The sequence below is a fragment of the Sphingobium naphthae genome, assembly GCF_043589935.1.
Classification (GTDB): Bacteria; Pseudomonadota; Alphaproteobacteria; order Sphingomonadales; family Sphingomonadaceae; genus Sphingobium; species Sphingobium naphthae_A.
Genome location: NZ_CP171457.1, coordinates 22,185 through 47,603 on the forward strand (window position 1 = coordinate 22,185; position 25,419 = coordinate 47,603).

Consider the following 25,419-nt stretch of genomic DNA (forward strand, 5'->3'; position numbering starts at 1 on the left):
CGCCGGCCGCCTCAACTGAGGAGACAAGCCATGTCCGGATGGGATTTCGACGATGCGGGAAAATTCGGCAGCGAGCGCGCGGCCGAAGACTTCGCGCGGGCCAACAATATCGATCCACGCGACATCCGCACGCGCCGCAAAGGCGAGCAGGTCGAGCTCGAGATCCGGCGATCGGCGCTGGACGGCCGAAGGCTGCGCGACGGCGGCGAGGGCCGCCGCGATGGCTGGGGCTGAAGCGCCTGCGCCGCCTTGACGAGAGAGGAGAGCGGGAATGGACATAGGCGAGGTGCTGTTCTCGATAAAGGGACGGACGGGACGCGGGCCGTTCGTCCTGCTGGCTCTGGTCGGTTGGGCCATGGCCGTCGGCTTCATTCCCTATGACCCGATCACCGTGCTGCGCCAGGCGCCGGTCCAGTCGATCGCGGCCCTCGGCTTCGCGCTGCTGGCCGCCTGGACGGCGATCGCCGTCACCGTGAAGCGGCTTCACGACGTGGGCCTGTCCGGTCTTAACAGCATCTGGATCGGCCTCGCCGAATTGAGCGGCGACCCCCTCAACAGCCATTCCGCCCTCGCCATGGGCGCGGCTGCCGGATCGATCATCGCCCAGCTCTGGCTCTGCATCGAGCCCGGGTCGCGACGCCCCAACCGGTTCGGCAACCCCGTCTCGGCCTGAAGCCACGAAAGATGATCCCCATGGACCTCCAGCACGATCTCTTCGAAGACCTCCCGCCGCTTGAGGCAGAGGATCTGCCGTCGCCCGCGCTCACGCCGCTGGCCGTGCCCTGCGCCTGGCGGAACCGGGCGAACGCACCATGCCAGCGTCTCGCGCGGCGGCCCCTGAACCTTGACGGACAGCAAATGCATGCCGATGGGCGGCCGCTGCTCCATTGCGACATCGCCTGCTTCAACGGGCTGTCCGCCGGCGAAGCAGCCCGCTACCACGCCATCGGCGCCAACCAGACGGAGGCCATGCGATGACCGCCGTCACCATGCGCCTTGCCGGCATCGTCGAGCCGAGCCCCCGCGGTCCGTTGCTGCGGATCGAGGACGGGACGACCTGGCGGTTGATCTACGAGGAAGCGCTCGATCACCTGCTCGGCCGTGCTGTCACCGTCGAAGGTATCCGTCGCGGCTCGGCGATCGCCGCCTACTACCTCGCGCCGTTGGCACCGGTGCGGCCATGCTGACGCGGACCAGCGCCTTTCCCGAGCGCCGACCGGGCTGCCCCTATTGTGGGCACCCTATCGATCACTGGCCCAGGCATGCTCTCGTGCGCTCCTGCCGGCTCTGCCGGCGGCCGATGGTGCTTCTTCGCTCGCTGCGCGCCTGGCGCGGCCCGCGCAGGCTGCATGGCCTGCTCGACCTGGGCTATGCCGCCTATGGCCTCGGCACGCTCGTCCTCGTCCTCGCCTTCATGGTCGCGCCGCTCTCGCCCCACGGCTTCTTGCGCCTGTTCGCGGTCCTGCTGTTACTGCTTGCGATATGCCTCGGCGGCGACGGCCTGCTGGGGCTGTTGACCAGCATGGACCGGACCGGCAAGCGGTGGCGCGTCGGGAGACCGGCGCGAACCTTCGCCAACCTGAAGATCGGCGTCGGGACGCTCGCGATCGTGCTGTTCTCGATCGGGATCTCTCCGGCCTAGATTTGCTTGCTCGCCATGCGGATCGCACCTTGCGGGTCCGGAACGTTCCCCAATTAGATGGCACAAGGTTTGGGCGCAACCTGGCCTTGAAAATGTGCAAATAACGTGCAATTGATAGCTCAATCAGGAGCTGGCTTATGAACATCGCATCGCTGGAACGTCGCACGGCCGCCGTGTCCGGGTTCGTCGAGAGCCTGCAGGAGCCGCGCACGCCCTATATCTCGCCCAAGCGCTTTTCCGCCGCGCTCGGCGTCCAGGTCGCGAGCCTGGCGGGCCTTGCCGGCGTGCATCGCAACACCTTGCGCAATCCCGCGTCCGAGCGCCTGCAGGACAAGCTGCGCGAAATGGTCCGGGTGATTTCCGCGGCGGCCGCGCTCACCGGCGACGTCTCGAAGGCGATCTTCTGGTATCGCAACGAACCCATCGCCGACTATGACCACAAGACCGCCGCCGAGCTCGTCGCCGAGGGGCATGCCGACGCCATCATGGCGCATCTGCGCGATCTCGAGAATGGCGCGAGCGGGTGAAGATCGTTGCGCTTGGTCCCGACGCGATCTTCTACCGGTATCTGACCCCCAAATGGGCCTTTGTGCCATTGAGCGGCGCCGGCGCCGCTTCCGAAGGCGGCCGGTTCAACCGGGCAGGTGTCGAAGCGCTTTATCTGTCGCAGGCGCCGCAGACCGCGCTCGAGGAGTATCGGCAGGACTCCTCGCTGGTCCCGCCCGCAACGCTCGCAAGCTATGTCGCCTCGATCGAAAACGTGGTCGATCTGTCGGGCGGCTACGATCCCGACGACTGGACGAGCGACTGGGCAAGCTGGGACTGTCCCTGGCGCAAGATCGCACGCATCGACCGGAAAACCCCGCCTTCCTGGACCCTGGCCGACAAGATCATATCGGAAGGCCATAAGGGCATCCTCTTTCCTTCGCTCCGCCATCCCGGCGGCACCAATCTCGTTCTCTTCCACTCGAATTTCACCGCGACCGACCAGCTGGCGGTCCACGACCCGGACGGCCGGCTCCCCAAGGACCAGGCCTCCTGGCCTGCCTGAAGAGCGAGCGCGCATGTCCATCGAGCGTATCCGAAATATCGTCAAACTCGCCGTGCCGACCCTGTTCGCGCAGATCGACGGCGGCCGTATCGCCTGCGAGAGCGAGGCAACGTTCCAGCTGCACCTCGGGCGCATCATCACGACGGCCGCCGACCTGGCGATCGTCAGCCCGCTCGAGACCTTCTCCATCGAACTGGAAAAGCCATTGGTCGGCCGCGCAAGGCGTGGTCGCATCGACATCTGGTTCGCAATTCGGTCTGGCAATTCCGAGTGGCGATGCGCGCTTGAGGTCAAATTCTTCAAGAAGGTCAATCAACGCGAGCCCAATAATCGCTACGACGTCTTCAAGGACATGGCGCGGCTCGAAGGCTGCGGCGATGTAGCCGACATCGCCTATATGCTGGTCGCTACCGACCATCCCCACTATGTGAGCCACGCGGCCTACTCGACCGATACGCACGACTTCGACTTCCGGCATGGCCGGAGCTATGCCAAGGGCACGGAAATGACCTATCGAACGGTCAACCCGCACGGCCCCCCGATCACCCTGACAAACGACTATGCGTTCGAGTGGACCGACGGTCCGGGCGCATTGCGCTACCTGCTGGTCGAGATCATGCCCGTCCAGGACTTGGCAACCGCGTAGAACGGCGCCGTCCACCGCGCAATTTTATCGCTCCGCCAGTGTCGCTGATCTTTCGGAAGGCACATCAATCCGATCAGGCTGTACAGATCGATGAGCAGGCCTCCGGCTAGAAAGCTCACCGGTGGGCGAGTCTGGCTTGAGCCTCTCTTTCTTTCCGCAAATCTCATGAAATTGTCACAGGGCCATAATAGCGTCCGAACAACTTGGAGAATCCTGATGTCCAGCGACCGCCATGTTCAAGAATCCGTACTCGACGAGTTGCGCTGGGAACCGCGCCTGGAAGCTGGCCATATCGGCGTAACCGTGGCTGATGGGGTCGTCACGCTAACCGGACATGTCGAAAGCTACGCGCAAAAGCATGCCGCCGCGCTTGCCGCTCACCGCGTCAAAGGTGTGAAAGCAGTTGCCCAGGAAATCGAGGTGCGTCTTCCTGTCGACGATCAAAGGGATGACGGGGAGATCGCCGCCGCGGCGCTTACAAGGCTGGACTGGGATGTCACCATTCCGCGCGGCACCGTTCATGTGACCGTCGAAGATGGCTGGATCACGCTCAGCGGCACGGTGGACTGGCACTATCAGCGCGAAAATGCCGAGCATGATCTGCAGCGGCTTCAGGGCGTCACAGGGATCACCAACGCTATCGCGATCAAGAGAACCGTGGACGCTGAATTCATCAGCGACGACATCATGCACGCTTTGCATCGATCTTGGTTTTTCGACCCCAGGACGATCGATGTTCGCGTCGAAGGCAGTACCGTTTATCTGAGCGGCGCAGCCAAGACGCCGCACGAGCGCCAGGTCGCTGCCGCCACCGCATGGGCGGCGCCGGGCGTGACGGATGTCCGCAACGAAATCGAAGTGGGGGTTGAGGTTTAGAGTCCTCCATAGGGAGAAACCCCTCCGACTTCAGTCGGATACTGGCTTCAGCCACCGACTCGGCCAGTAGCCTGCTATCCTCGGAGAAAATGAACAGCCTCAAGGGCGAGAGTTCATTTTCTCCGAGGATAGCAGGCTATGGGCTACAGCAGCGGATGTCACACGACTTTTCACCATCGCTACCATTTGGTCTGGGCACCGAAATATCGGTTCAAGGTGTTGCATGGCGAAGTGCGGTTACGAGTCCGCGAGATCATCAAGCAGGTTTGCGCTGAAATGGGCGTGACGATCGTCCACGGCGTCCTGTCTCGCGACCATGTCCATATGTTTGTCGAAATCCCGCCGCACGTTTCGGTCAGCGACTTCGTTCGCCGGGCCAAGGGGCGGTCATCGCGTAAAATCCAGCAGGAGTTCGAGCATATTCGCAAGAGATATTGGGGACAACGCTTCTGGCAGAGGGGCTACTTCTCGACCACCTCCGGCAACATCACCGATGACACTATCCTGCGCTACATCGACAGGCATGGCCACAAAAACGGCTTCAGCCCCTCCGACTGATCCTACCGGCGTCAGCCGGTCAGTCATTCAGACCGGTGCCGCGCGTTAGGCGGCCCGGCTTTCCGCGCCTTCGGCGCAGGTGATGCAGAGGCGGCAGGCTGGCAGCGCTGCGAGCCGCTTGGGTGCGATCTCTTCGCCACAGGATGCGCAGACCCCGTAGGAACCGGCCTCGATCCGCGCCAGCGCCTCTTCGATCAGTTCGATCTCGGCAAGTGCGGCCAGTTCGATCGCGTCCTGCGCCTCGTCGTCTTCGCGATCGACAGCCTGCTCGGCGAAATCGTCGTCAAGCGGCTGTCGGAAATCCGTCTCGATCTGCGATACGCGCGCGCGTAGGCCGGTGAGACGGGTTTCTAGGTCCGCACGGATTGCCCGAAGGTCCGTCATCAGGCGGCCTTTCTTTCCATGATCATCGACGAGACATTGTCGAGAAGCTGGAGCCGACGCTTCTTGAGATCTTCCAAGCGCTCGTCGGATGCGGCTTCGATGCCGGCCTCGATGCGCGAAATTTCTTGAGCGAGCGCATGATAGCGCGCGGCGAGGTCGCGATAGGCAGCACTCTCGATCTTGAGCGTGTGGAGGATCGCGCGGTGTTCAGGGAATTCCGCCTGCAGATCATGTCCATTCTCACTCACATCTTGTCCCCTTTGCTCATTCAGTTCCCAAAAGAATTGCAGGGCTGCGCGCCTGTGTCCTTACGGGATTTCCCTCGGTTCTCAGGTCTGGCGCACCCTCAGCAACTTGGCGCTTAGGGCGCGTGAACGACTCGGAACGCCATCCCTTGCCGTTCGCCATCGGCCATGCAGGCACACACTTCACTGATCATGGCGCGAACAGCGACCACATCAACTGCGTACCAAGGACCAGGCTCAACAGGCCGATCCCAAGCCCCGCGCGCAGCTGCGCTTCGCTGGGCCGGTTACGGCGGAATAGAAAATGATTTGTTGTCGCTATGCGCATCGTCGCCTCCTTCCAGAACGAAGACCATCATCAGGAAGCCGCGCGCGCTGCCCTATTGGGAAATATACGGAAGCGTGGCCCGCGCCTTGCGGATGAAATGCGAGTCCATCGCCCGCGGCAGATAAGTATAATACCGGAAGGAGAGCCGGGCCGAGGTGATCGATCATTGCGCAAAGCGGCAGATCATTAGCTCTGACCAAAACCATGCAGGAGTTCGTCATGAAAGGTTTCATCGCCGATATTGAAAAGCTGACGGTCGACAACGACGATTTCCGTCGGGTTCTCTACACCGGCCGCAATCTGCAGCTGGTGCTGATGGCGCTGGAGCCGGGTGAAGAGATCGGAATGGAAATCCATGACGATCGCGATCAGTTCTTCCGGGTGGAAGCGGGCCAGGGAGAGGTCCTCATCGACGGCGTCCGAACCTCAATCAAGGAAGACGATGCCATCATCGTGCCGGCCGGCGCCGAGCATAATGTCGTCAACACCGGCGCGACACCGTTGCGGCTCTACACGATCTACGGACCGCCCGAGCATGTGGACGGCACGGTCCATCACAGCAAGGCGGACGCGGAAGCCCATCACGAGCATTTCGACGGCCGCACCACCGAGTGAGGTCTGTCGCCCGCCGCGTGCGATTCAAGGGCGCCTTGCATCGCCCTATGCGATGTTGGCCGCAAACGCGCGCCGAGGAACCCGGCCGCCAGACCGATCTCGCGAACCCAGATGATCGCGCTCGCGACCGCGACGCAACGCAGCCAGTCTTCAGCATCGAGTGGGACCGTCGAGAAGGCAGCCTGTAACAGCGGAATTTCTACTACGCCGACTTGCAGCAGGAGCGACAGACCGAGCGCCAGCCACAACCAGCGGTTGGCAAGGATGTGCCCCCCAAAGACGCTTCTGCTTCCCGCGTGGATCACAACGGCGTTGAGGAGCTGAAACAGGACCAGCGTCGTGAAGGCCATGGTCTGGGCATAGGCAAGCGAGCCGTCTCCAGCGATGAGGCCGCCGGGCAAGGATGCGTCGAACATGCCAAGCGTGCCGAGCGCCATCAGCGAGCCCGATGCGACGATCCGCAACCACATCGCCGGCGTGATCACCTTCTCATCGGCGTGGCGCGGCGGCCGGTCCATGACCGATCCGCCGACACGGTCCAGCCCCAGCGCGAGCGCTGGGGCGCCGTCAGTAATGAGGTTGATCCACAAGATCTGCACCGCGAGCAAAGGCAGCGCGAAAGCGCCATCCGCATGATCGGAAAGCCCGATCCGGCCGGCGAGGAGCAGACCAAGGAACATCGTTGCAACCTCGGCGATGTTGGATGACAGAAGATAGGACAGGAACTTGCGGATGTTGGCGAATATGCCGCGACCTTCCTCGATCGCGGCAACGATGGTGGCGAAATTGTCATCGGCAAGGACGATATCCGCCGCTGCCTTGGCCACATCGGTGCCGGTTACCCCCATGGCAACGCCGATGTCGGCGGTCTTGAGCGCCGGCGCGTCGTTCACGCCGTCGCCGGTCATCGCGACGATCAAGCCGTGCTGCTGGAGGGCCTGCACGATCCTGAGCTTATGCTCGGGCGCGACGCGGGCGTAGATCGACGTCCGGCGGACCAGTGCGCCGAGCTCGTCGTCGGTCATCGCGCCGATTTGGTGGCCGGTAGCCACCGCGCCCGTGCGATCCATGCCGAGTTCGGCCGCGATCGCGCGCGCCGTCGCCGGGTGATCTCCCGTTATCATGATCGGCCGGATACCGGCGCGATGGGCGGCCTCCACAGCGGCGCGCGCTTCGTCTCGCGGCGGATCCATGATCCCGACCAACCCCAGAAAGACGAGATCGCGCTCGATGTCCGCAGCTCCGGCGGGCACGCAGGCGTCGGCGATCGATCGCCTCGCCAGTCCCAACGGCCTAAGGCCTTGCGCCGCGATTTCTTCCACGGCCTGCAGGATCTCGTCCCGTCGCGCGCGCTCCAGCCGGCCTACCCGGCCGCCTTTCCACTCGCCGGTGCAAAGCCCCAGAAGGACGTCGGGCGCCCCTTTGGTGAAGACGACAGCCGAGCCGTCCGTTTCTCGATGCACGGTGCTCATCAACTTGCGTTCCGACGAGAACGGAACCTCCGCGACCCGGGGCAGGCGCTTTTCGAGAATGTCCGCGTCCAACCCGGCTTTTCGCGCGGCAACGACAAGGGCGCCCTCGGTTGGGTCGCCCCGGATCATCCAGCGCCCATCGCCGGCGATGAGTGCGGCGTTGTTGGCGCGCCCGCCCGCGATTAGCAGCGCCTCCACCTCTGCCTGCAGCGCGCCCGCCGGTGGTTGCCCGTCCTCGGTACGCACCTCGCCCGACGGCGCGTAGCCCGTGCCGGAGACGCGCGCGATGCCGCTCGCCGTGACCATCGTCCGGAGCGTCATCTCGTTGCGCGTCAGCGTTCCCGTCTTGTCGGTGGCGATGATGTCGGCGGACCCCAGACTTTCGACGGCGGCGAGCGTCCTGACGATGGCGTTCCGCCTCGCCATTCGCTGGACGCCGATCGAGAGGACCACCGTTACGATGGCCGGCAATCCCTCGGGCACGGCCGCGACGGCGAGGGCGACGCCGAGGATGAAGATCTGGAAGGTCGCCGCCATGCCGGACACGTCGCGGGTAAGATAAAGGGTGGCGATCATGATGGTGGCAATGAAGATCACGATCGCGCCCAGCCATTTGCCGACCCGGTCCAGCTCAAGCTGGAGCGGGGTGCGGGTATCCTTGGTGGCGGCAAGCAGCCCAGCGATGCGGCCGAATTCGGTGCGCTCCCCGGTCGCGGTAATGATCGCGCGTCCGTGACCGCCCGTGGCCGCAGTGCCGCTGAACAGCATGTCGACCCTGTCCGCGAGTTCGGCGGCGGCGGGAACGGGCTCGATGCTCTTTTCAACCGGAATGCTTTCGCCGGTCAGCGGCGCCTCGGCGACCTGCAGACCCGCCGATGCGATCAGCCTTGCGTCGGCGGCTATGGTTTCGCCCTCTTCGACAAGAAGAATATCGCCCGGCACGAGCTTTGTGGCCGGTATCTGCGTGGTCTCGCCGTCGCGCTTCACACTGGCATATTTGGCCGTCATCTGCCGCAACGCGGCCGCCGCCTGGTCCGCCCGCTCCTGCTGCACATAGCCCATCACGGCATTGAGGAGCACGATGGCAAGGATGGCGAAAGCCTCGAGTGGCGCGGGCGAATCGCGTTCGATCCACCAGAGCGCGCCCGAAATGCCGGCCGCGACGATCAGCAGAAGGACCAGGGAGTCGCTGAACTGGTTCAGGAGCTTCCGCAGGACCGATACGGGCTTACGTTCCTCAAGCGTATTGGGGCCATAAATATCCAGACGTCGTTCCGCCTCGCCGCTGCTCAGTCCAGCGGCGGCGTCAGAACCGAGCGCGGCGACCACCGCGTGCGCCGACAGGGCATGAGGAAGCCCATCGATAGTCGTTCCGCTCATGCGCTGGTGTCCTCCATCGTTCGCGCAGGTCAGTTAGGGGAGGCTGAGAGCGGTTCGTGCCCTGGCCGCGCAATCGGCGGGCGGGCCTTGCGCATCGACCCGCTGCCACCGGCCGAGATCACCGATATCGTAGCTGGCCTGCAATTGCACGGTGGCGCCATCCGCGTCCGACGCGTCATTGGTCCGCCCTGCTATGCGAGCCTGCAGCACCGACAACGGGGCCTCGAGCCACAGGCCGGCAAACGGAACATGTCTCGCCCTCGCCACATGCTCGATCGCCTCGCGTTCGGCCTGGGCGGCAAATACGGCGTCCGCGACCACCGCTTGTCCCTCATCGAGCACGATCCCGGCGAGTTGATCCATCTCGCGATAGACCTCTGCGCTCGCCTGAGGCGTATAGGTGGCCTTGGGAAGCGGCGCTTCGGGCTTCACGCCGGCAAGGCGTTTGCGCAAGACATCCGATCGCAGCACGCGCGCGCCGGGCGCGCGGCCCAGCGCATGCGCGACCGATCGGGCGATCGTCGACTTGCCCGTTCCCGACAGTCCGCCGAAGGCGACAAGCCGCGCGCCCGTTGGCGTGAGCAGAGCCTCCGCGAGGCGGAGATAGTCCCCCATTCGCTCGGCAATCCGTCTATCGGCGCCATGTGCGTCCTGGGCCGCCAGAACATGCGCCCTGATCGTCGCGCGAACCGACATGAACAGAGGCATCAGAGCGACGCCGGTTTCGTCTTGGGGCGAGAGATCGACATAGCGATTGAACAGGATGTTCGCCTCGGCCGGAAGGCCGCGGCTCCACAGGTCCATGACCACAAAGGCAAGATCGTAAAGGACGTCGGTCGTTGCCAGCCGCGCGTCGAACTCGAGACAGTCGAACAGGAGCGGCTGACCGTCGACGACGGCGATATTGCCAAGGTGCAGATCGCCATGGCCATGCCTGACGCGACCGCTGCCGGCTCGCGCGTCGAGCAACGATGCCAGACGCGCGGCTACCTCGTCCTGAGTATCGATCAGGCGAGCGCCCGCTGCGGGGGAGATGATCTGCGGGTATCGTGCAAGGCTCTCCGCATTGCCTTTGATGACGTCCATCAGCCGGGCGTACCCCGACCCGTCGCAGCACACTTCGGCAGTCTCATGAAAAGCCGCTATCCGCTCGGCGAGCGCCGCGATCAGCCTTTCGGTAAGAAGGCCGTCACGAGCGACATGTTCGACCAGCGCATCATCAGGGAAGCGGCGCATTTCCAGCAGCCAGTCGACCACCTGCCCGCCGGCGCCGATGTGGAAAGCGCCCGATGCATCCCGGCACAGCGGTTGGACGGCAATGTAGAGATCCGGCGCGGTCCTGCGGTTCAGCGCGAGCTCAGCCTCGAGCGCGGCGCGGCGCCGTTCCACCGTCGAGAAATCCAGATATCCGAGATTGACCGCGCGCTTGAGCTTACAGGCACGATCTCCGGCCAGGAAAATATGCGCCGCATGCGTATCGATGCGGCGCGCCCGTTCGCCGGCGCAAAGCGCGCCCTCGGATTCGAGAAAGGCGACGGAACCAGCCTGGCACTCCGCAGATCGGGCCGGTTCCGTCGCGTGGTTCATGCAATCATCATCCCTTGCCGATTTCGATCTTGCGGCTCCGCGCCGGGACATTCTCATCCTTCGCCAGCGTTACATTGAGAATACCATCCTTGAATTGCGCGGTGATGGCCTGATGATCGACATCGGCCGGGAGCGGGATCTGCCGCCGGAACGAGCCGTAGCGACGTTCGCTGATCAGCACACCCTTTTCTTCCTGCTCACGGCTCTCCTTCTTCTCGCCCGTGATGGTCAAAACATCACCGGCGACGCTGACGTCGATATCCTGCTCGGTAAGTCCCGGAAGCTCGGCCGTGAGCTTGTAGCTTTTCCCGTCTTCCACCAGTTCCACCGCCGGAACGGGCGCGGATGGCGACAGCCTGCCGAAATTGAAGAGGCTCGTGGCGGGCTGCCCGAAGCTGTCGAACAGCTGGTCGATCTCCGAGCGCAGCCAATCCATGGGCGCGCCGAACGGCGAAGCGGTCCGGACCGGGGCCGACGGTGCCGCTTTCCGGGTGGGAAGAGAAGTTGGTTCGTTCATGGCACATCTCCTTCGAAGCCGGCCGCGAGCGCTCGCACCAAGGCGCCTCGTCCGGCCGGCAGCCGGCACGGAAGCGACTCCGCCGATGCGAGCGCTCGGGCAGTCGGAATTCTATGGCGCCTCGCGGCCGGCTCCATCAGGAAGTTTACGAAGGCGGCATTTTTCAAGACACGTTGATCGGGGAATTGACGCCTCCGACATTGGGACGTTTGCGGATATGCTTTGTCTTCTCAGCACGCGAAGCAGGACGGATATCGGGGCAGAAATTGTCGGCGATGCGACCTAAGCGTGAATACAAGCAAAGCCTGTATCGCCCGATCGTCATCACCGTCGCGGTTGTAGAAGGGGGGAAATCTCGTGAAGAGTCCGGATGTGGAAACCGAGACGTCACCCGGTTCCAGCGCTTCCTCCGATCATATGCATCGGGGCGAAAGGAGGAACCGCTCCTTTGACCTCAACAGCTATCTCGCCGACCTCGGATCGGTGCTGCGCGCGCAATGGGCGTCGCGGTGCGACATCCAGATCGAGACCGCGCAGGACAAGGCGGTTGCAAGGCTGGACCGGCCATGCCTCGACGCCGCAATCCGGGACCTTCTGGAAGACGTCTGGCGGGCGGCCTCCGCGCCGCAGCGCCTCCTTCTCGCCACACGAAAAACCGGCCGGCGGGTCTGGGTCGTCATCACCGAAGCGGAGCGGGATTGGCTTGCTCCCCTTAGCGACGGAATTCCTTCCGGTATTGCCGGCCCAGCCGCGGAGGATGCAGGCGGACCGCATGTGGCCCGATTAAGGAAGGAGGCTCACGCGCAGCTATACTGGCGTGACGACGAACCGGGTAACCATATGGCCGCTTTGGCTCTTCCCTTGACCCTATCGCTCGGCTCGGGTGTCCCAGCCGCCTCGGAGGGCGCGGCCGCGGCGATCGCGGCGAGGCAGACAGCCAAGCGTAAGCATCGGTCGATCCCGCCCCGGGAGCGCCGGACGTAAGGCAACCACAAAGCACAAGAGCTTCTATCTCATTCCAACGCTCGCGAAAGGATGGACCATGGGCACACAACCTGGCGCTCCCGAACCCGATATTATTCAGCCGCAAGCGCCCCCCGAATGGCCAGCTGCGCCGCAGCCCAATGAGGAGCCTGTGCCCGAAGATCCGACCATCCCGCCGGACCAGCCAGATATCGATCGTCCCGGTGAAACGCCGCCCGAGCTGCCGCCGGGGCTGTGAGGTCATAGCAACGACATTGCAGCCCCGATGCCGATCGAGGAGGCGAACACCGAGGCGATGAGCGGCGCTGCCGCCTTCCAGCCCCGGTGGCTCGGGCCGGCGAGGCTGAAGGCAAGGATGGCCTTGAATGCCGTATTGGCAAGGACGGGAACCGCCAGCACGAATCCGGCCGTCTCGGCATCGAGCGTGCCCTGCGGCAAGCCGGCCAAGGTGAGAATCGCGGCATCGACGTCCATCAGCCCCGTCAGCCCAAGCGCCACGACGATCCCACCGTCGCCAAAGCGTGCGAGCGCCCAGCGCGCTACCACCGCCATGACGGCGACAAGGCCGGCGAGAACGACCGCCGGGCGGAAATCGAGCGGATTGCCGAGCGAGACTTCAGCAACCGGCGCCGTTCGTCCCGACCGCAGCGCGAGCAAGGTCGTGAGGGATCCGACCGCCAGCGCCGGAATCATGGCGATGCCGAGCGAGCGGGCCGCGTGGGGAACCAGCGCGATCGCCAGGATCTGCACGCGCACGAACATCACGAGGGAGGCAAGCGCGATTCCGGCGATCAGCGGCCCCGACGGCCCGTCACCGCTGCGCAGCCGACGGGCATAGGCCACGGTCACGGCCGTCGACGAGACAAGAGCGCCGCACAGCGCCGTCACCATGATTCCGCGCTCGGGTCCAAGGCGACGCGAGGCGACATATCCGACAAACGACAGCCCCAGCACGACCACGACCACCATCCAGATCTGGCGCGGGTTCCAGGCATCGTAGGGACCATAGGTCGCGTCGGGCAGCAGCGGGAGGACGACGAGCGCGACGAGCGCGAAACGGGCGATCGATTCGACTTCCGTCTCCGTCATGCCTTTCAGCATCGCGTGGGCGCGCTCGCGCGCCGACAGGATCAGCGTTATGACGGCCGCCGCCGCCAGGGCCTCCGTCACCTGCCCTTTTGCCGCCAGGACGCCGAGCGCCAGAGTGATGATCGCGACCAACGTGTTCGTGACCGAGAGACTAGCCTGGCGCTGCAGCGTGCTGCCGTATCCCAAGACCAGGCTCGCGAGCACCGCGAAGCAAACCGCTGCCGCGATCAAATCCGGGAGGAGACCGGCAAGGCCCCCCGCCAGGCCAAGCAGCGCGAAGGTCCGAAGACCGCTGACGCGGCTCCCATCCGAGGCGTCCCGCTGACGCCATCCCCGCTCGATGCCGATCAGCATGCCGACCGCGAGGGCGGCGGATAGTCCTCGGATCACCGAGGAATCAAGCCCTATCATGTGCTCAAAACCCACCCGCGTGAGGTGGACGAGACTTTGACGAGTCCGGCGTGACTGAAGAGATCCGTCCCATACTTACTTCGCGCAACCAGCTTCCTGTCTGCCCCTATTGCTTGGCCTTCTGTTTTCGATCTGGCCCTGTCCCATGGCCATTCGTAGCGACGTGTCCAATTGAAGGAAAGCGACAGCGTTGCGGTGGTCGCATCGTTGCGGTGTTGCTATGGTTGGGCGAGGAGCGTCGGCGGGGCAGGGCATCTTGCGTGTGATGACTGAAAATTTGGAAGCCTTGCGCAAGCGGGCGAGGCAGGGCCGCAGCACGGCCGGCAGCATGACGGCTGCGCGCCGTTCGGTTTGGCCGTGCGGCGCGGGGCGCAAAGCGGCGGTTTTGCCATGACCACCGACCAGTGCAGGCTGCTGATCGACGGCGTCAGGGACTATGCGATCTACATGGTCGATCCGAACGGGGAAGTGCTCGTCTGGAACGAGGGCGCCAGACGGCTCATGGGCTGGTCCGAGAGCGAAGCGCTAGGTCAATCGGAGGCGATCATCTACCCCGCCGACGCCGTCAAGCTCGACCGCCCGGCGGCCGACCTGGCCGTTGCGCGGGCGCAGGGCAATCTCGAACGCGACGATTGGCGGGTCCGCAAGGACGGCAGCGAATTCCTAGCACATATCTCGACGACCGCGCTTCACGGTCCCGCGGGCGTACTGCGGGGCTTTGCCGTCGTCGTTCGCGACATAACCGATCAACGCGCCAATGATGTAGCACTCAGGACCAGCGAAAATCACTTGCGCTCGATCCTCTCGACGGTTCCCGACGCCATGATCGTGATCGACGACCACGGGATCATCCGGTCTTTCAGCGCGGCTGCGGAGCGGCTGTTCGGCTACGATCAGGCTCATGTCGTCGGCTCGAACGTCAGCATCCTCATGCCCTCGCCGGATCGCGAGCGGCACGACGGCTATATCGAGCGCTATCTCCAGACCGGGGAAAGACGCATCATCGGCATCGGCCGGGTGGTCTTCGCGCAGCGCAAGGACGGTTCGACCTTCCCCATGGAACTGTCGGTGGGCGAGGCGACCGGTGAGGGGCAGCGCCTGTTCACCGGTTTCATCCGCGACCTCACCGATCGGCAAAGAACGCAGGAGAAGCTCGAGGAACTGCAATCCGAGCTCATCCATGTCGCGCGGGTGAGCGCCATGGGAACGATGGCTTCGACGCTCGCGCATGAGCTCAATCAGCCGATCACCGCGGTCGCCAACTATGTTGAGGCAGTGCGCGATCTACTCGAGAATTTCGACGCCGAGGACGTCCCGATGATACGCGACGCGCTCCAGGATGCCGCCGGCGAGGCCATGCGGGCAGGCCATATCGTCCGCCGGTTGCGGGATTTCGTGGCGAGAGGCGAAGTTGAGAAGACGGTCGAGAAGCTGCCGCTGCTCATCAACGAAGCCGCCGCGTTCGGCCTGATGGGCACGAGCGAGAAGTCGATAGAGGCCAGGTTCGACATCGACCATGATGCGGCCGACGTTCTCGTGGACAAGATCCAGATCCAGCAGGTGTTGGTCAACCTGATCCGCAACGCCGTGGAAGCCATGGGCGACAGTGACGAGCGGGTGCTGAGCGTCAGCACGGGAGCCGATCAGCCCGGATTTGTTCGCGTGACGGTGGCCGATACCGGTCCCGGTGTGGTTCCCGACGTGGCTACCCAGCTCTTCAGGGCGTTCGTCAGCACGAAGAGCGAGGGCATGGGCCTCGGCCTTTCCATCTGCCGCACCATCGTCGAAGCCAATGGGGGCAGAATCTGGATGGAGCCCCGCTCCGGCGGGGGTACTCGTTTCAATTTCACTTTGGTAAGAGTGGAGCCGGAGAAGTTGGATGGACAATAAGAGACTGATACATGTAGTTGACGATGAAGACGCCATCCGGCGTTCGGCGGGTTTCATGCTCAAGACTTCTGGCTTTGCGGTGTCGACCTGGACCTCGGGCGTCGAGTTCTTGAAGAACGTGAAGAATGTCGAGACCGGCTGTATCCTTCTCGACGTGCGGATGCCCGAAATGGACGGGCTTGAGGTGCAGCAAAGGCTCAGCGAACGCGGCGTGGCCATGCCCGTCGTTGTGCTGACCGGTCATGGCGATGTCTCCATCGCCGTGCGCGCGATGAAGGCCGGCGCGGTGGACTTTATCGAGAAGCCGTTCGAAAAGGCCGTGCTGCTGAGCGCCATTGAGGCCGCGTTCGAAAAGATAACCGACGCCGAAGGACGCGCCAGCCGGGCTGCAGACGCCGCCGTGCTGATTGCAGCACTTACCTCGCGCGAGCAGGATGTTCTCAAAGGGCTGGCTCAGGGTCTTCCGAACAAGACCATCGCCTATGATCTCGGCATCTCGCCGCGCACGGTGGAGGTGCACCGCGCCAATCTCATGACCAAACTTAACGTCAGGAGCCTGTCCGAAGCACTGCGCATCGCCTTCGCGGCGGGGGTCAATGGCTAGCATCGGGACCATTACGTAGCGACCGGTTCGCGGATTGGTGACATCGCCGACCAACCAGCAATGACGCTGCATGTGGTGATGTTTCATGGCCGGCAAGATCAAACCATGTACCGCTCAGGAGCGACCCAGGTTGCTGCTGGTGGAAGACGACGCTGGCGTCCGGCGTTCGCTTCAACTGCTCCTGCAAGCCAAGGGCTTCGACGTACGTGCCTATGCCGCCGGTGCCGCTCTTCTGGCCGATCCCTTGGCGGACAAGGCCTGTTGCATCGTGGCCGACTATAATATGGACGATCTCGACGGGCTGGACGTCCTGTCCGGTCTACGGTCCCGCGGATGGGCTGGTCCAGCCATTCTGATCACCGCCTTCCCTTCGCCACAACTCGCGAAAGCCGCTGCGGACGCGGGTTACAGCATAGTTCTGGACAAGCCGTTTCGCGAACATGTGCTGATTGACACGCTGACCAAGCTGGTCGGCCCGGTCGCGCAAAGCGTGACATGAGCTCAAGCCGTCATTTGACAGGCGAGGGCGTGCTGCCCGCCCAACTGATCGGCATTGGTCCTGAAAGCCGGTTTGAGACCGCCCGACAGGTTCGGAACGACCGCATCGCGTGGCGGGATTGCTACCCTAGCTTCGCCGCCTTTCGGAGTGCCGGCTTGACCCAGGCGCCTTGCCTCCTCTTGCTCGATGCGGACGAGGCGGACGCCGCGTTGATGCAGTCGCTGGCCGACAACGACGATCTGGTGCGTGTCGCTCCGCTGCTCGTGCAGTTCAGCAGGGCTGACGTGCGAGGGGTCGTCGCCGCGATGCAGCGCGGTGTGGTCGACATCCTCGTCAAGCCCTATACGGCAGCGCGGCTGGTCCAAGTGCTGTTGGAAGCGCTCGCACCCCGGCCGCGTTCGGCCAAGCGTGCTGCGACACGTCACTAATCCCAAGTGCTGGATTGAGCGGTGGGTGCGCTCGCCGCTAGGCACGTGCGCTCGTTCGCTATCGGCGGATATCGCGCAGGAGGCACATCACGCGACGCACCTCATCCAAGCATATTGGATTCCCGTCCGCGACCCACCGCGACAAGATCCAGATTCTACCGAATTGGAGACGGTCGCGCGGTGACATTGATTCCGATCAAATCGGCGGATCAGCCGGTTATCTAAGCTCTCCATCGAGTGCATCTCGTCCGAGGACCGGGGAGGGCAGCAGCAGAGGAGTTGGCATGGCGACCAGCGTGATCGAACAGAAGCAGACGCCGTTTGAGATGGTCGGCGGCGCCGCCGTCGTCCGCCAGGTCGTGGAGCGCTTCTACGCTCTGATGGAGAGCGATGCCGCGTACGCGGCGCTGCGGATGCTCCATGCCGAAGACCTCGCGCCGATGCGCGCTTCACTGGCAGGTTTCCTCAACGCCTGGCTCGGCGGACCCCGCGACTGGTTTGCCGAACATCCCGGCGTCTGCGTGATGTCTGCGCATGCGAAAATGCCGATTGACCAAGAAACCGCGGATCAATGGATAGACGCGATGCGGCGCGCGGTCGCCGAGGCTCCGATCAATCCAGGCCTGGGCGCGCGCATGGTCGAGGCGCTCTCCGGGATGGCGCAAGCGATGGCAGGACGGCCGGCTAGCGGCGGGTGAGATTGTCCGCGATAGAGACGTAGCCCATGACGACCGCGAACGTGGCAAAGGCGCCGAGCACCAGATAGACGAAATGTTGACCGAAGAAGCCGAGCATATGAGTCTCCATGATCGCAAGCCGTGCTTCGACCCTCGGGCTTCTCTTCATCCATCACTTTGATCGAAATCAAATTCGCGCGGCCGCGGCTGCGCTCCGTCACGCTCGACCGCGCGGGCATATCTGATCGCTCTCGGCCAGGACGGTGACGGTGTGATGCGCGATCATCTGCTCCTCGTTCGTCGCAATGACGAGGACTTTCACCCTGCTGTCTGCGGCGCTGATGACCTGACGGTTCGAAGCATTCGCGTCGGCGTCATTCGAACGCCGAGCCACTCAAGCTGCCTGCCCATGCGTCCGCGCACCTCCGCATGGTTTTCGCCGATCCCTGCGGTGAAGACCAGCCCGTCGATCCCACCGAGCGAGGCCGTGAGGGCGCCGATTTCACGCAATTCATGCAGATAAAGAGTTCGATCGCCTCTTGCGCCGCAGCGCTGCCATCGGCCGAGAGAACGCGCATGTCGCTCGATATCCCGGACACGCCAAGCAGGCCCGACTGGCGGTAGAGAAGCTGTTCGACCTCAGCGAGGCTCATGCCGAGCCGGCTTTGCAGGTGAAGGACGAGCCCCGGGTCGAGCGTCCCGCAGCGCGTTCCCATCATCAGGCCGTCAAGCGCAGTGAAGCCCATTGTCGTGTCGATCGCATCGCGCACAGGATCGACCCATTTCTTTACCTGCTTTACGCATTCGGGGCCGCGCTTCGATCTCTTCGGTGGTTGCAGTCGCGAGGCAGTCCGCTTGCTAGATGCGGGAGCTGGCAGCACTTAACGAACGAGGGCCAATCCGATCCTGAACCGTGACGTGCGACGGTCATAATCGAGCAGGTTCTCACCATAGCCTACAAAGCTCTGACCGAAGAGATAGAAATCTGGTCCCCCTCCCAGCAGCCTGGCAAGCGGATAGGAGAGATCGGCGGCAATAGCGCCCTTGCCGCTGGAAAAATTGAAACGGGTGGAGGTGGAGAGACGCAGCCCTTCAGCCTCCCCAACCTCTATAAACAGGGATGTATTGCCACGATAGCGGTGGATGTCGGGATTTTCGGACTTGTCGCCGACGAAGAACGACAATCGGGGCGCGATCGACAATTGGTAACCATCCCCGAGCGGAATCGCCGCCATGGGAGCGACATAGATGCTGTTGATGCTGCGGGACGCCGGTCCGTCCCGCCCGTTCGATTCATGCCGTATGCCGCCTTGGCCGCTTATAGCGGTGCCGCTGGAAAAGGTCGCCGAGGGGGTCAGATAAAGGAGCTCGGGCTGATAATCGATGTTGCGAAAGGGTGACGAATCCGCACCCAAATCCCAGAACATCCGCTGTGAATATGCAAAATGGAGGCCGTCCCGCCATGAACGGGGAAGGCCCTCCGCCTGCCTGCTGCCGAAAAGCTGGTATTTGAAACTGATCTGAATGCGCGCTTCGCTGTTCGTGCCGGGGCCGTAGGCGGCGTAGATCGGTTCATAGGCGGAAAGATTGGCGAGGAAGGCGTTGCCTGCCGCTCGGTCGGACGGCGGGGTTGCGGCGCTCTGCTCAGAGCTGGCTTCAACAGGAGGTCGGGCAATGGCTTGCGTGCTCTGGCTGTACTCAAGCGCGGGTTGAAGCGCTATGCGAACCGCCGCACTGTTCCATGCTGGAATGGAGATGGTCGCGCCATCAAAGGACGTTTCGGGGGTTGCCGTTATCTCGTAGGCTGCGGGAACAAACCCACTTGGCGCCACGGTGACGTTGGCCGGTGTCGTGGCCGCCCGGCTGAGCCAGATTGTGTGCGGCGCGTTTGCCTGCTCGACACGCGCCTGGATACGGTTGGGGAGGGCCACCGACTGCGGCTCCGTGCCGCCGTTGAGCAGGCGCAGTTCGATCAGAATGGCGCCGTCTATCTCCGACCGGCCCGCATGGCCGATCAGGATTTCTACAGGCCGCGCAGCGCTTGCGGCATTCGGCAGGGAGGCTGCACAGCCGGCGACTGCGAGGAAGATGAGTCGGCTCATGCGAGAAGATGCTGGCCGCTGTCGACCGGAATGACTGTGCCGGTAATCCGTTTCGCTGCGTCGCTCACCAAAAAACGCTGCCAGGGCTCCGACATCCTTTGTCTCGACCAGTTGCCGTCGGGGTACGCTGCTCGCCGCCTGTTCAAGCAGTTCGTCGAAGCGATCGATGCCACTGGCTGCGCGCGTGGCGATCGGCCCCGGCGAGATGGCGTGCGCACGGATGGCCTTGGGGCCGAGCTCGGCTGCCACATAGCGTGTCGCGCTTTCCAGCGCGGCCTTCACGGGTCCCATGAGATTATAATGTTCGACCACGCGTTCCGAGCCGTAGAAGGTAACGCAGAGCAGGCAGCCGCCCTGTGTCATCAGCGGCTCGGCGAGCTTCGCCATGCGCAGGAAGCTATGGCAGGAAACGTCCATGGCCGTCGCAAATCCTTCGGCCGAACTGTCCACCACCCGGCCGTGTAGATCCTCGCGTGGGGCAAAAGCGATGGAATGGAGGAGGAAATCGAGGCCGCCCCAGCGTGTGGAAACCTCGCCAAACAGTGCCTCTAGCTGCCCCGGTTCGCGCACATCGCACGGCGCGGTCCATTCGACGCCGAGCCGGTTGGTCACAGGGGTGACCCAGTCCCTCGCCCTGTCGTTGAGATAAGTCGCGGCCAGTCTCGCCCCACATTGCGCGAACGCCTCCGCGCATCCGGCTGCGATGCTGTGTCCGTTGGCGATCCCGATGACAAGACCAAGCTTGCCGCGAAGATCGACGAGCGGCGTCATGGGCGGGGTCCGAACAGGGTGGTGATGGTGTGACTGGCGATCATGCGTTCCTCATCGGTGGGGATGATCCGAACTTTCAGCCGGCTGTCGGGAAAGCTGATAAGAGCGGCGTTGGCGGCATTGGCCAGTTCGTCCATTTCGAGGCCGAGCCATTCCAAGCGACGGCAGATGCGACTGCGGACATCGGCATGATTCTCGCCGATGCCAGCAGTGAAGACGATACCATCCAGCCCGCCCAGGGAGGTGGCCAAGGCGACAATCTCGCGCGCTGCGCGCCAGGCGAACAGATCGATAGCCTCCTGCGCTTCAGGACGGTCGCTTTGCGACAGCGAACGCATGTCGCTGGAGATTCCGGACACGCCCAGCAACCCGGATCGGTTGTAGAGCAGCGTCTCGACTTCCTTGGCGCTCATGCCCATCTGGAGTTGCAGATGAAGTACGACCCCCGGGTCGAGCGCACCGCAACGCGTGCCCATCATCAGGCCATCGAGCGCGGTGAAACCCATGGTCGTATCGACGCTTTTCCCGCCTGCCATCGCGCAGAGCGATGCGCCATTTCCCAGATGGGCGGCAACGATACGCCCCTTTGCCATATCCGGATCGACCTGCTCCAGTTGCCGGGCGATATATTCATAGGAGAGACCATGAAACCCGTAGCGCCTGATCCCCTCGTCATGGAGCGCGCGAGGGAGCGCGAAGCGGGAGGCGAGGGCAGGGCGGCTATGATGGAAGGCGGTATCGAAGCAGGCGATCTGGGGAAGGGCGGGCGCGATCGACCGGATTGCGCGGATCGCCGCCAGATTGTGCGGCTGATGCAAAGGCGCGAGCGGACAGAGCGCCTCCAGTTCGGCCAAGACAAAGTCGTCGACGAGGCAGGGGGTGGCGAAGTCGATGCCGCCATGCACGACCCGGTGGCCGATCGCGATCACCTCGTGGCCGGCAAGATGGCTGGCCGCCCATTCGAACAGCCAGGAGAGCAGGTCCGCATGGGTCAATGCCGCGCCGTCCTGGAACCAGTCTTTCTCGACAAGCGATACGCCTGACGCGTCGCGAATGCTGCATCGCGGATCGAGACCGATCCGCTCGATTTTGCCCGCGGCGCCAGGCTGCGGATTGCGGTCGCCGTCAAGCATGAACAGCCCGAACTTGATGCTCGACGATCCGGAATTGAGGCTGACGACGGCTCTCATCCGGGCGCCTTTTCCGCAAGGCCAGGCGCCGCCTTTGTGGCGGCGCGGGACAGAAGCACGGCGACGGCGCAGGAGGCAAGGCGGGTGCGCAGACTGTCCGCCCGGCTGGTAAGGATGATCGGCACACGGGCGCCCAGGACCACGCCAGCCGCGTCGGCACCGCCCAGGAAGGTCAGTTGCTTGGCGAGCATATTGCCTGCCTCAAGATCGGGAACAACCAGGACTTGCGCCTTGCCCGCCACCGGAGAGACGATGCCCTTCTCCCGCGCGGCAGCTTCGCTTATGGCATTGTCAAAGGCCAGGGGGCCATCCAGCAGGGCTCCGCTGATCTGTCCGCGATCAGCCATCTTGCAAAGCGCCGCTGCATCGAGCGTGGTCGGCATGGCTGGACTGACAGTTTCCACCGCTGACAGAATGGCGACCTTAGGCTCGGCGATCCCGATCACATGCGCCAGATCGACGGCATTGCGAATGATGTCGGCCTTCTCTTCGAGGGTCGGTGCGATGTTGATGGCTGCATCGGTGATGATGAGCGGCCCGGGATGGCCGGGCACGTCCATGATATAGGCATGGCTGATCCGGCGCTCGGTCCTCAGGCCACTGGCGCGCGACACCACTGCGCCCATCAGTTCGTCTGTATGCAGCGACCCCTTCATGAGGAGGACAGCCTCGCCCGATCGGACAAGCTCTACCGCTTTCGCCGCGGACTCGTGGCTGTGAGCGGCTCCAACCAGGCGAAAGGCGGATATGTCCTTGCCAGCCGCTTCAGCCGCCTGACGGACCCGCACTTCGGGGCCCACGAGAATGGGCTCGATCAGCCCGGCCTCGGCAGCTTCGACGGCAGCCGCGAGCGTCGCGGCCGTGCAGGGGTGAGCGATCGCGGTCCGTGCGGGCATACCTGCGACCGCGTCGATCAGGCGGCGATAGCCATCATGATCGGAGAGACGGATGTCAGGCAAAGCGATACGGGCGCGCCGAATCTTCTCTGTCGGCGCCTTGACCTCGGCTTCGCCGGAGATGACCGTTTCACCTTGCTGGTTCAGGCATGCGCAGTCGAGCACCAGCACATGACCGGCTTCGCGCTTTTCCCTGACCGTCACCGAGGCCGTAATCGTATCGCCGATCCCTACCGGCCGGCGGAAGCGCAGAGACTGGCCAAGATAGATGGTGCCCGGCCCGGGCAACTCGGTTCCCAATACCGCCGAGATCAGGCCGCCGCCCCACATGCCGTGGGCAATTACCCGACGGAAGGAGTCGGTCTCGGCAAATTCGGGGTCGAGATGCGCGGGGTTCACGTCTCCGGATACCAGCGCGAAAAGCTGGATATCCCGCTTGGACAGGGCCCGGGTCACGCTGGCCGTGTCGCCGACGTTGAGTTCGTCGAACGTGCGGTTCTCGATCATATCCTCGGCAGTCATGCCCTATTTCTCCTTCACGTAATGGCCGGGCGCGTCGCCGATGATGTTAAAACCTTTTTCTGGTGCGCCGATCAGCGGCGGCGCTATCGGCTCGCCGGAACGCTCATCCAGCCAGCGGCCCCATTCGAGCCACCAGGAGCCATCCTTGGCACTCGCCCGCTCCAGCCAATCGCTCGGATCATAGGACGGCCCGTCCGCCTCACGTTTGAGCACATGATAGCGGCGGTTCCTGCGCCCCGGTTCCGAGACGATGCCCGCATTGTGACCGCCGCTCGTCAGGGTGAAGGTAATTTCTGCGCCGGTCAGCAGGTGAATCTTGTGCACCGATTCCCACGGGGCGACATGGTCCCGTTCGGTTCCGACCACAAACATCGGTGAGCGGATCGCTGCCAGAGTGACCGTGCGATCTTCGACCTTGAACTTGCCCTCAGCGAGTTCGTCGTTGAGAAAGAGACGGGTCAGATACTCGCTGTGCATCGCGTAAGGCATGCGGGTGCCGTCGGCGTTCCATGCCATAAGGTCGATCATCGGTTCGCGCGTGCCCATGAGATAGGTCTCGAGCACGTGCGACCAAACCAAATCGTTGGAGCGCAGGATCTGGAAGGCGCCGCCCATCTGGCTGCTGTCCAGATAGCCTTTGCTCCACATCATGCTCTGAAGGATGTCGAGCTGCGCCTCGTCGATGAAGAGCCCGAGTTCCCCTGGCTCGCTGAATTCGGTCTGAGCGGCGAGCAGGGTGATGCTGGCCAGGCGCTCGTCGCCATCTCGAGCCATCGCTGCCGCCGCGATCGACAGCAGCGTTCCGCCCAGACAATAGCCTGCGGCGTGAACCTTTGAGGTGCCGGTGATCGCCGATATCGCGTCGAATGCGGCCATTGGGCCTAACCGGCGATAGCTGTCGAGGTTGAGATCGCGATCCTCGCTGACAGGATTATGCCAGGAGATCATGAAGACGGTGTAGCCCTGACCGGTCAGCCAACGGACCAGAGAGTTTTCAGGAGACAGGTCGAGAATATAATATTTCATGATCCAGGCCGGGACGATCAGAAGCGGCTCGGGGCGAACCTTTTCCGTCGTCGGCTCATATTGAATGAGCTCGATTAGCCGGTTGCGATAGACCACCTTCCCGGGCGCGGTCGCCACTGTCTTGCCCACGACAAAGGCCTCCGCGCCGACGGGCGGCTGACCGCGAAACTGGCGCTGCATGTCCTCGATCAGATGATTGAAACCGTCGACCAGGCACTGGCCGCCGGTTTCCAGGATACGACGCTGTAGCACCGGATTGGAGACCAGCCAGTTGGTGGGTGCGAACAGGTCGAGGATTTGCCGCGTCGAGAAGGCCATGATCTCTTCATGATGCTGGGAGACGCCCCCGATCCCCGTAGTTGCGGCATGCCACCATTGCTGGTTGAGAAGGAAAGACTGGGCGATGAGGTTATACGGGGGCTGCTTCCAGGCGGGATCGTCGAACCGGTGGTCCTGGGGCAGGGGCTGGATAGCGGGTTCGGCATCGGCATCCCGGCTGCTGCGGCCCGCATAGTCAAAAAGGCGCATGTATTTGCGCGCCATTTTTGCGCCGAGCTGAACCTGCTTCCCCGGAGACCGGGCCAGATGAATCGCCCAATCGGTTCCCGCCAGCAGCATGGTCGCCGGGGACAGGCCGAATGTCGTCTGGGCGACTGTCGCTCCCGCAGCGCGGTCGAGCGTCTGGACGATGCCGTCCAGCGGATCCATGCCGCTATATTGCCTGTCGCTCATTATGTGCGCTTCTCCGATAGAAATAGGCAAGTTGCATGACGATCGGCCCTTCCCTTCGGCCGGCCAACGGATGACCACCAGCCACCTGCGATCAGGCCGCCCACGCCGTTTGACTTATTTTCGGCCGAGATGAACTGGCACGGTGCGAGCTTGAAAGCCGACGACTTTGCGGCTTGAGGGCGCATCTGCACATTTTTTCTCGTCCGTCCGCACGTGGCGAGTCGCCACCGGCAATATCGCGGCACGAAGTCTACACCGATAGGTATATATACCGACTTTTCGAGCTGGGGTGCTTCC

General features: G+C 63.5%; 30 protein-coding genes and 2 pseudogenes. 18 read left to right on the forward strand and 14 right to left on the reverse strand.

The genetic code is table 11. The features are described from left to right. Positions 1-30: 30 nt before the first annotated feature. The 10 genes from ACGGKE_RS18070 to tnpA all read left to right on the forward strand — a co-directional run bounded on the left by ACGGKE_RS18070 (position 31) and on the right by tnpA (position 4,773). Complete coding sequence (locus ACGGKE_RS18070) at positions 31-234, forward strand: hypothetical protein (RefSeq protein WP_394443346.1); 204 nt, start codon at positions 31-33, stop codon at positions 232-234. Between the two features lie 37 nt (positions 235-271). Then, on the forward strand, positions 272-673 hold the full coding sequence (locus ACGGKE_RS18075) for a DUF805 domain-containing protein (protein ID WP_394443347.1): 402 nt from the start codon (positions 272-274) through the stop codon (positions 671-673). 20 nt (positions 674-693) lie between these two features. After that, a complete protein-coding gene (locus ACGGKE_RS18080) occupies positions 694-978 on the forward strand; it encodes a hypothetical protein (RefSeq protein WP_394443348.1) in 285 nt (94 codons plus the stop codon). Further along, positions 975-1,187: a DUF5818 domain-containing protein gene (locus tag ACGGKE_RS18085; RefSeq protein ID WP_394443349.1), complete on the forward strand. Its 213-nt coding sequence runs from the start codon at positions 975-977 to the stop codon at positions 1,185-1,187. Before ACGGKE_RS18080 ends, ACGGKE_RS18085 begins: the two co-directional genes overlap by 4 nt. Positions 1,188-1,300: 113 nt before the next feature. Next, on the forward strand, positions 1,301-1,642 hold the full coding sequence (locus tag ACGGKE_RS18090; protein WP_394443350.1) for a hypothetical protein: 342 nt from the start codon (positions 1,301-1,303) through the stop codon (positions 1,640-1,642). Positions 1,643-1,779: 137 nt separating this feature from the next. Beyond that, on the forward strand, positions 1,780-2,169 hold the full coding sequence (locus ACGGKE_RS18095; protein WP_394443351.1) for a hypothetical protein: 390 nt from the start codon (positions 1,780-1,782) through the stop codon (positions 2,167-2,169). Beyond that, a complete protein-coding gene (locus tag ACGGKE_RS18100; protein WP_394443352.1) occupies positions 2,166-2,693 on the forward strand; it encodes an RES family NAD+ phosphorylase in 528 nt (175 codons plus the stop codon). Before ACGGKE_RS18095 ends, ACGGKE_RS18100 begins: the two co-directional genes overlap by 4 nt. A gap of 13 nt (positions 2,694-2,706) precedes the next feature. Then, positions 2,707-3,339 carry a hypothetical protein gene (locus tag ACGGKE_RS18105; RefSeq protein ID WP_394443354.1) on the forward strand — a complete coding sequence of 211 codons (633 nt, stop codon included), beginning with the start codon at positions 2,707-2,709 and terminating at the stop codon, positions 3,337-3,339. Between the two features lie 216 nt (positions 3,340-3,555). Beyond that, positions 3,556-4,215 carry a BON domain-containing protein gene (locus tag ACGGKE_RS18110; protein ID WP_394443355.1) on the forward strand — a complete coding sequence of 220 codons (660 nt, stop codon included), beginning with the start codon at positions 3,556-3,558 and terminating at the stop codon, positions 4,213-4,215. A gap of 138 nt (positions 4,216-4,353) precedes the next feature. After that, a complete protein-coding gene (tnpA, locus tag ACGGKE_RS18115; RefSeq protein WP_394443357.1) occupies positions 4,354-4,773 on the forward strand; it encodes an IS200/IS605 family transposase in 420 nt (139 codons plus the stop codon). A 45-nt stretch (positions 4,774-4,818) separates the two neighbouring features. Here the strand turns inward: tnpA and ACGGKE_RS18120 are convergent, their stop codons facing one another. From ACGGKE_RS18120 to ACGGKE_RS18130, 3 genes are all read right to left on the reverse strand, one after another. Beyond that, on the reverse strand, positions 4,819-5,157 hold the full coding sequence (locus ACGGKE_RS18120) for a TraR/DksA family transcriptional regulator (protein WP_394443358.1): 339 nt from the start codon (positions 5,155-5,157) through the stop codon (positions 4,819-4,821). Continuing rightward, the gene (locus ACGGKE_RS18125; RefSeq protein WP_394443359.1) at positions 5,157-5,405 is read right to left on the reverse strand and encodes a YdcH family protein; all 249 of its coding nucleotides are present in this window, start codon (positions 5,403-5,405) and stop codon (positions 5,157-5,159) included. The genes ACGGKE_RS18120 and ACGGKE_RS18125 overlap by 1 nt, the downstream gene beginning before the upstream one ends. 187 nt (positions 5,406-5,592) lie before the next feature. Further along, entirely contained in the window at positions 5,593-5,730 is a 138-nt protein-coding gene (locus ACGGKE_RS18130) for a hypothetical protein (RefSeq protein ID WP_394443360.1), read from the reverse strand. Positions 5,731-5,949: 219 nt separating this feature from the next. Between ACGGKE_RS18130 and ACGGKE_RS18135 the strand changes: the two genes are divergently transcribed. After that, positions 5,950-6,345 carry a cupin domain-containing protein gene (locus tag ACGGKE_RS18135; RefSeq protein ID WP_394443397.1) on the forward strand — a complete coding sequence of 132 codons (396 nt, stop codon included), beginning with the start codon at positions 5,950-5,952 and terminating at the stop codon, positions 6,343-6,345. Here the strand turns inward: ACGGKE_RS18135 and ACGGKE_RS18140 are convergent. From ACGGKE_RS18140 to ACGGKE_RS18150, 3 genes are read right to left on the reverse strand one after another with little or no spacing between them, the layout of a single operon-like run. Continuing rightward, positions 6,312-9,197 carry a cation-translocating P-type ATPase gene (locus tag ACGGKE_RS18140; RefSeq protein ID WP_394443361.1) on the reverse strand — a complete coding sequence of 962 codons (2,886 nt, stop codon included), beginning with the start codon at positions 9,195-9,197 and terminating at the stop codon, positions 6,312-6,314. The two genes, ACGGKE_RS18135 and ACGGKE_RS18140, sit on opposite strands and share 34 nt — an antisense overlap. Before the next feature lie 33 nt (positions 9,198-9,230). Then, entirely contained in the window at positions 9,231-10,784 is a 1,554-nt protein-coding gene (locus ACGGKE_RS18145; RefSeq protein WP_394443362.1) for an AAA family ATPase, read from the reverse strand. A 7-nt stretch (positions 10,785-10,791) separates the two neighbouring features. Next, positions 10,792-11,301 carry an Hsp20/alpha crystallin family protein gene (locus ACGGKE_RS18150; protein ID WP_394443364.1) on the reverse strand — a complete coding sequence of 170 codons (510 nt, stop codon included), beginning with the start codon at positions 11,299-11,301 and terminating at the stop codon, positions 10,792-10,794. Positions 11,302-11,658: 357 nt separating this feature from the next. On the opposite strand from ACGGKE_RS18150, the gene ACGGKE_RS18155 reads away from it, so the two are divergent. Both ACGGKE_RS18155 and ACGGKE_RS18160 read left to right on the forward strand, forming a co-directional pair. Beyond that, complete coding sequence (locus ACGGKE_RS18155) at positions 11,659-12,285, forward strand: hypothetical protein (protein ID WP_394443366.1); 627 nt, start codon at positions 11,659-11,661, stop codon at positions 12,283-12,285. 58 nt (positions 12,286-12,343) lie between these two features. Next, positions 12,344-12,523 carry a hypothetical protein gene (locus tag ACGGKE_RS18160; RefSeq protein ID WP_394443368.1) on the forward strand — a complete coding sequence of 60 codons (180 nt, stop codon included), beginning with the start codon at positions 12,344-12,346 and terminating at the stop codon, positions 12,521-12,523. Positions 12,524-12,525: 2 nt separating this feature from the next. Here ACGGKE_RS18160 and ACGGKE_RS18165 read toward each other — a convergent pair whose 3' ends face one another. Next, a complete protein-coding gene (locus ACGGKE_RS18165; protein ID WP_394443369.1) occupies positions 12,526-13,728 on the reverse strand; it encodes an MgtC/SapB family protein in 1,203 nt (400 codons plus the stop codon). 447 nt (positions 13,729-14,175) lie between these two features. Here ACGGKE_RS18165 and ACGGKE_RS18170 point away from each other — a divergent pair, with 447 nt between their 5' ends. The 5 genes from ACGGKE_RS18170 to ACGGKE_RS18190 all read left to right on the forward strand — a co-directional run bounded on the left by ACGGKE_RS18170 (position 14,176) and on the right by ACGGKE_RS18190 (position 17,904). Then, entirely contained in the window at positions 14,176-15,675 is a 1,500-nt protein-coding gene (locus ACGGKE_RS18170; RefSeq protein ID WP_394443370.1) for a PAS domain S-box protein, read from the forward strand. Next, positions 15,665-16,279: a response regulator transcription factor gene (locus ACGGKE_RS18175; protein WP_394443372.1), complete on the forward strand. Its 615-nt coding sequence runs from the start codon at positions 15,665-15,667 to the stop codon at positions 16,277-16,279. The genes ACGGKE_RS18170 and ACGGKE_RS18175 overlap by 11 nt, the downstream gene beginning before the upstream one ends. An 85-nt stretch (positions 16,280-16,364) precedes the next feature. Then, the gene (locus tag ACGGKE_RS18180) at positions 16,365-16,778 is read left to right on the forward strand and encodes a response regulator (protein ID WP_394443374.1); all 414 of its coding nucleotides are present in this window, start codon (positions 16,365-16,367) and stop codon (positions 16,776-16,778) included. Next, positions 16,775-17,206 (forward strand): hypothetical protein, encoded by a 432-nt coding sequence (locus tag ACGGKE_RS18185; RefSeq protein WP_394443375.1) that lies wholly within the window; start codon positions 16,775-16,777, stop codon positions 17,204-17,206. Before ACGGKE_RS18180 ends, ACGGKE_RS18185 begins: the two co-directional genes overlap by 4 nt. Positions 17,207-17,490: 284 nt before the next feature. Further along, positions 17,491-17,904: a group II truncated hemoglobin gene (locus ACGGKE_RS18190; RefSeq protein ID WP_394443377.1), complete on the forward strand. Its 414-nt coding sequence runs from the start codon at positions 17,491-17,493 to the stop codon at positions 17,902-17,904. A gap of 196 nt (positions 17,905-18,100) precedes the next feature. Here the strand turns inward: ACGGKE_RS18190 and ACGGKE_RS18195 are convergent. The 7 genes and pseudogenes from ACGGKE_RS18195 to ACGGKE_RS18225 form a co-directional block, all read right to left on the reverse strand. Next, positions 18,101-18,354: pseudogene (locus ACGGKE_RS18195) on the reverse strand (hypothetical protein). After that, the gene (locus tag ACGGKE_RS18200; protein ID WP_394443378.1) at positions 18,258-18,653 is read right to left on the reverse strand and encodes a hypothetical protein; all 396 of its coding nucleotides are present in this window, start codon (positions 18,651-18,653) and stop codon (positions 18,258-18,260) included. Before ACGGKE_RS18200 ends, ACGGKE_RS18195 begins: the two are co-directional and overlap by 97 nt. Before the next feature lie 111 nt (positions 18,654-18,764). After that, the gene (locus ACGGKE_RS18205) at positions 18,765-19,985 is read right to left on the reverse strand and encodes a phospholipase A (RefSeq protein WP_394443380.1); all 1,221 of its coding nucleotides are present in this window, start codon (positions 19,983-19,985) and stop codon (positions 18,765-18,767) included. Then, positions 19,982-20,756, reverse strand: a pseudogene (gene fabI / locus ACGGKE_RS18210) (enoyl-ACP reductase FabI). Before fabI ends, ACGGKE_RS18205 begins: the two are co-directional and overlap by 4 nt. Beyond that, positions 20,753-21,946, reverse strand: coding sequence for an acetate/propionate family kinase (locus ACGGKE_RS18215; protein ID WP_394443382.1), 1,194 nt, complete (start codon positions 21,944-21,946; stop codon positions 20,753-20,755). Before ACGGKE_RS18215 ends, fabI begins: the two are co-directional and overlap by 4 nt. Continuing rightward, positions 21,943-23,364 (reverse strand): bifunctional enoyl-CoA hydratase/phosphate acetyltransferase, encoded by a 1,422-nt coding sequence (locus ACGGKE_RS18220; RefSeq protein WP_394443383.1) that lies wholly within the window; start codon positions 23,362-23,364, stop codon positions 21,943-21,945. Before ACGGKE_RS18220 ends, ACGGKE_RS18215 begins: the two co-directional genes overlap by 4 nt. Before the next feature lie 3 nt (positions 23,365-23,367). Next, the gene (locus ACGGKE_RS18225) at positions 23,368-25,098 is read right to left on the reverse strand and encodes a PHA/PHB synthase family protein (RefSeq protein ID WP_394443387.1); all 1,731 of its coding nucleotides are present in this window, start codon (positions 25,096-25,098) and stop codon (positions 23,368-23,370) included. Positions 25,099-25,419: the final 321 nt, after the last annotated feature.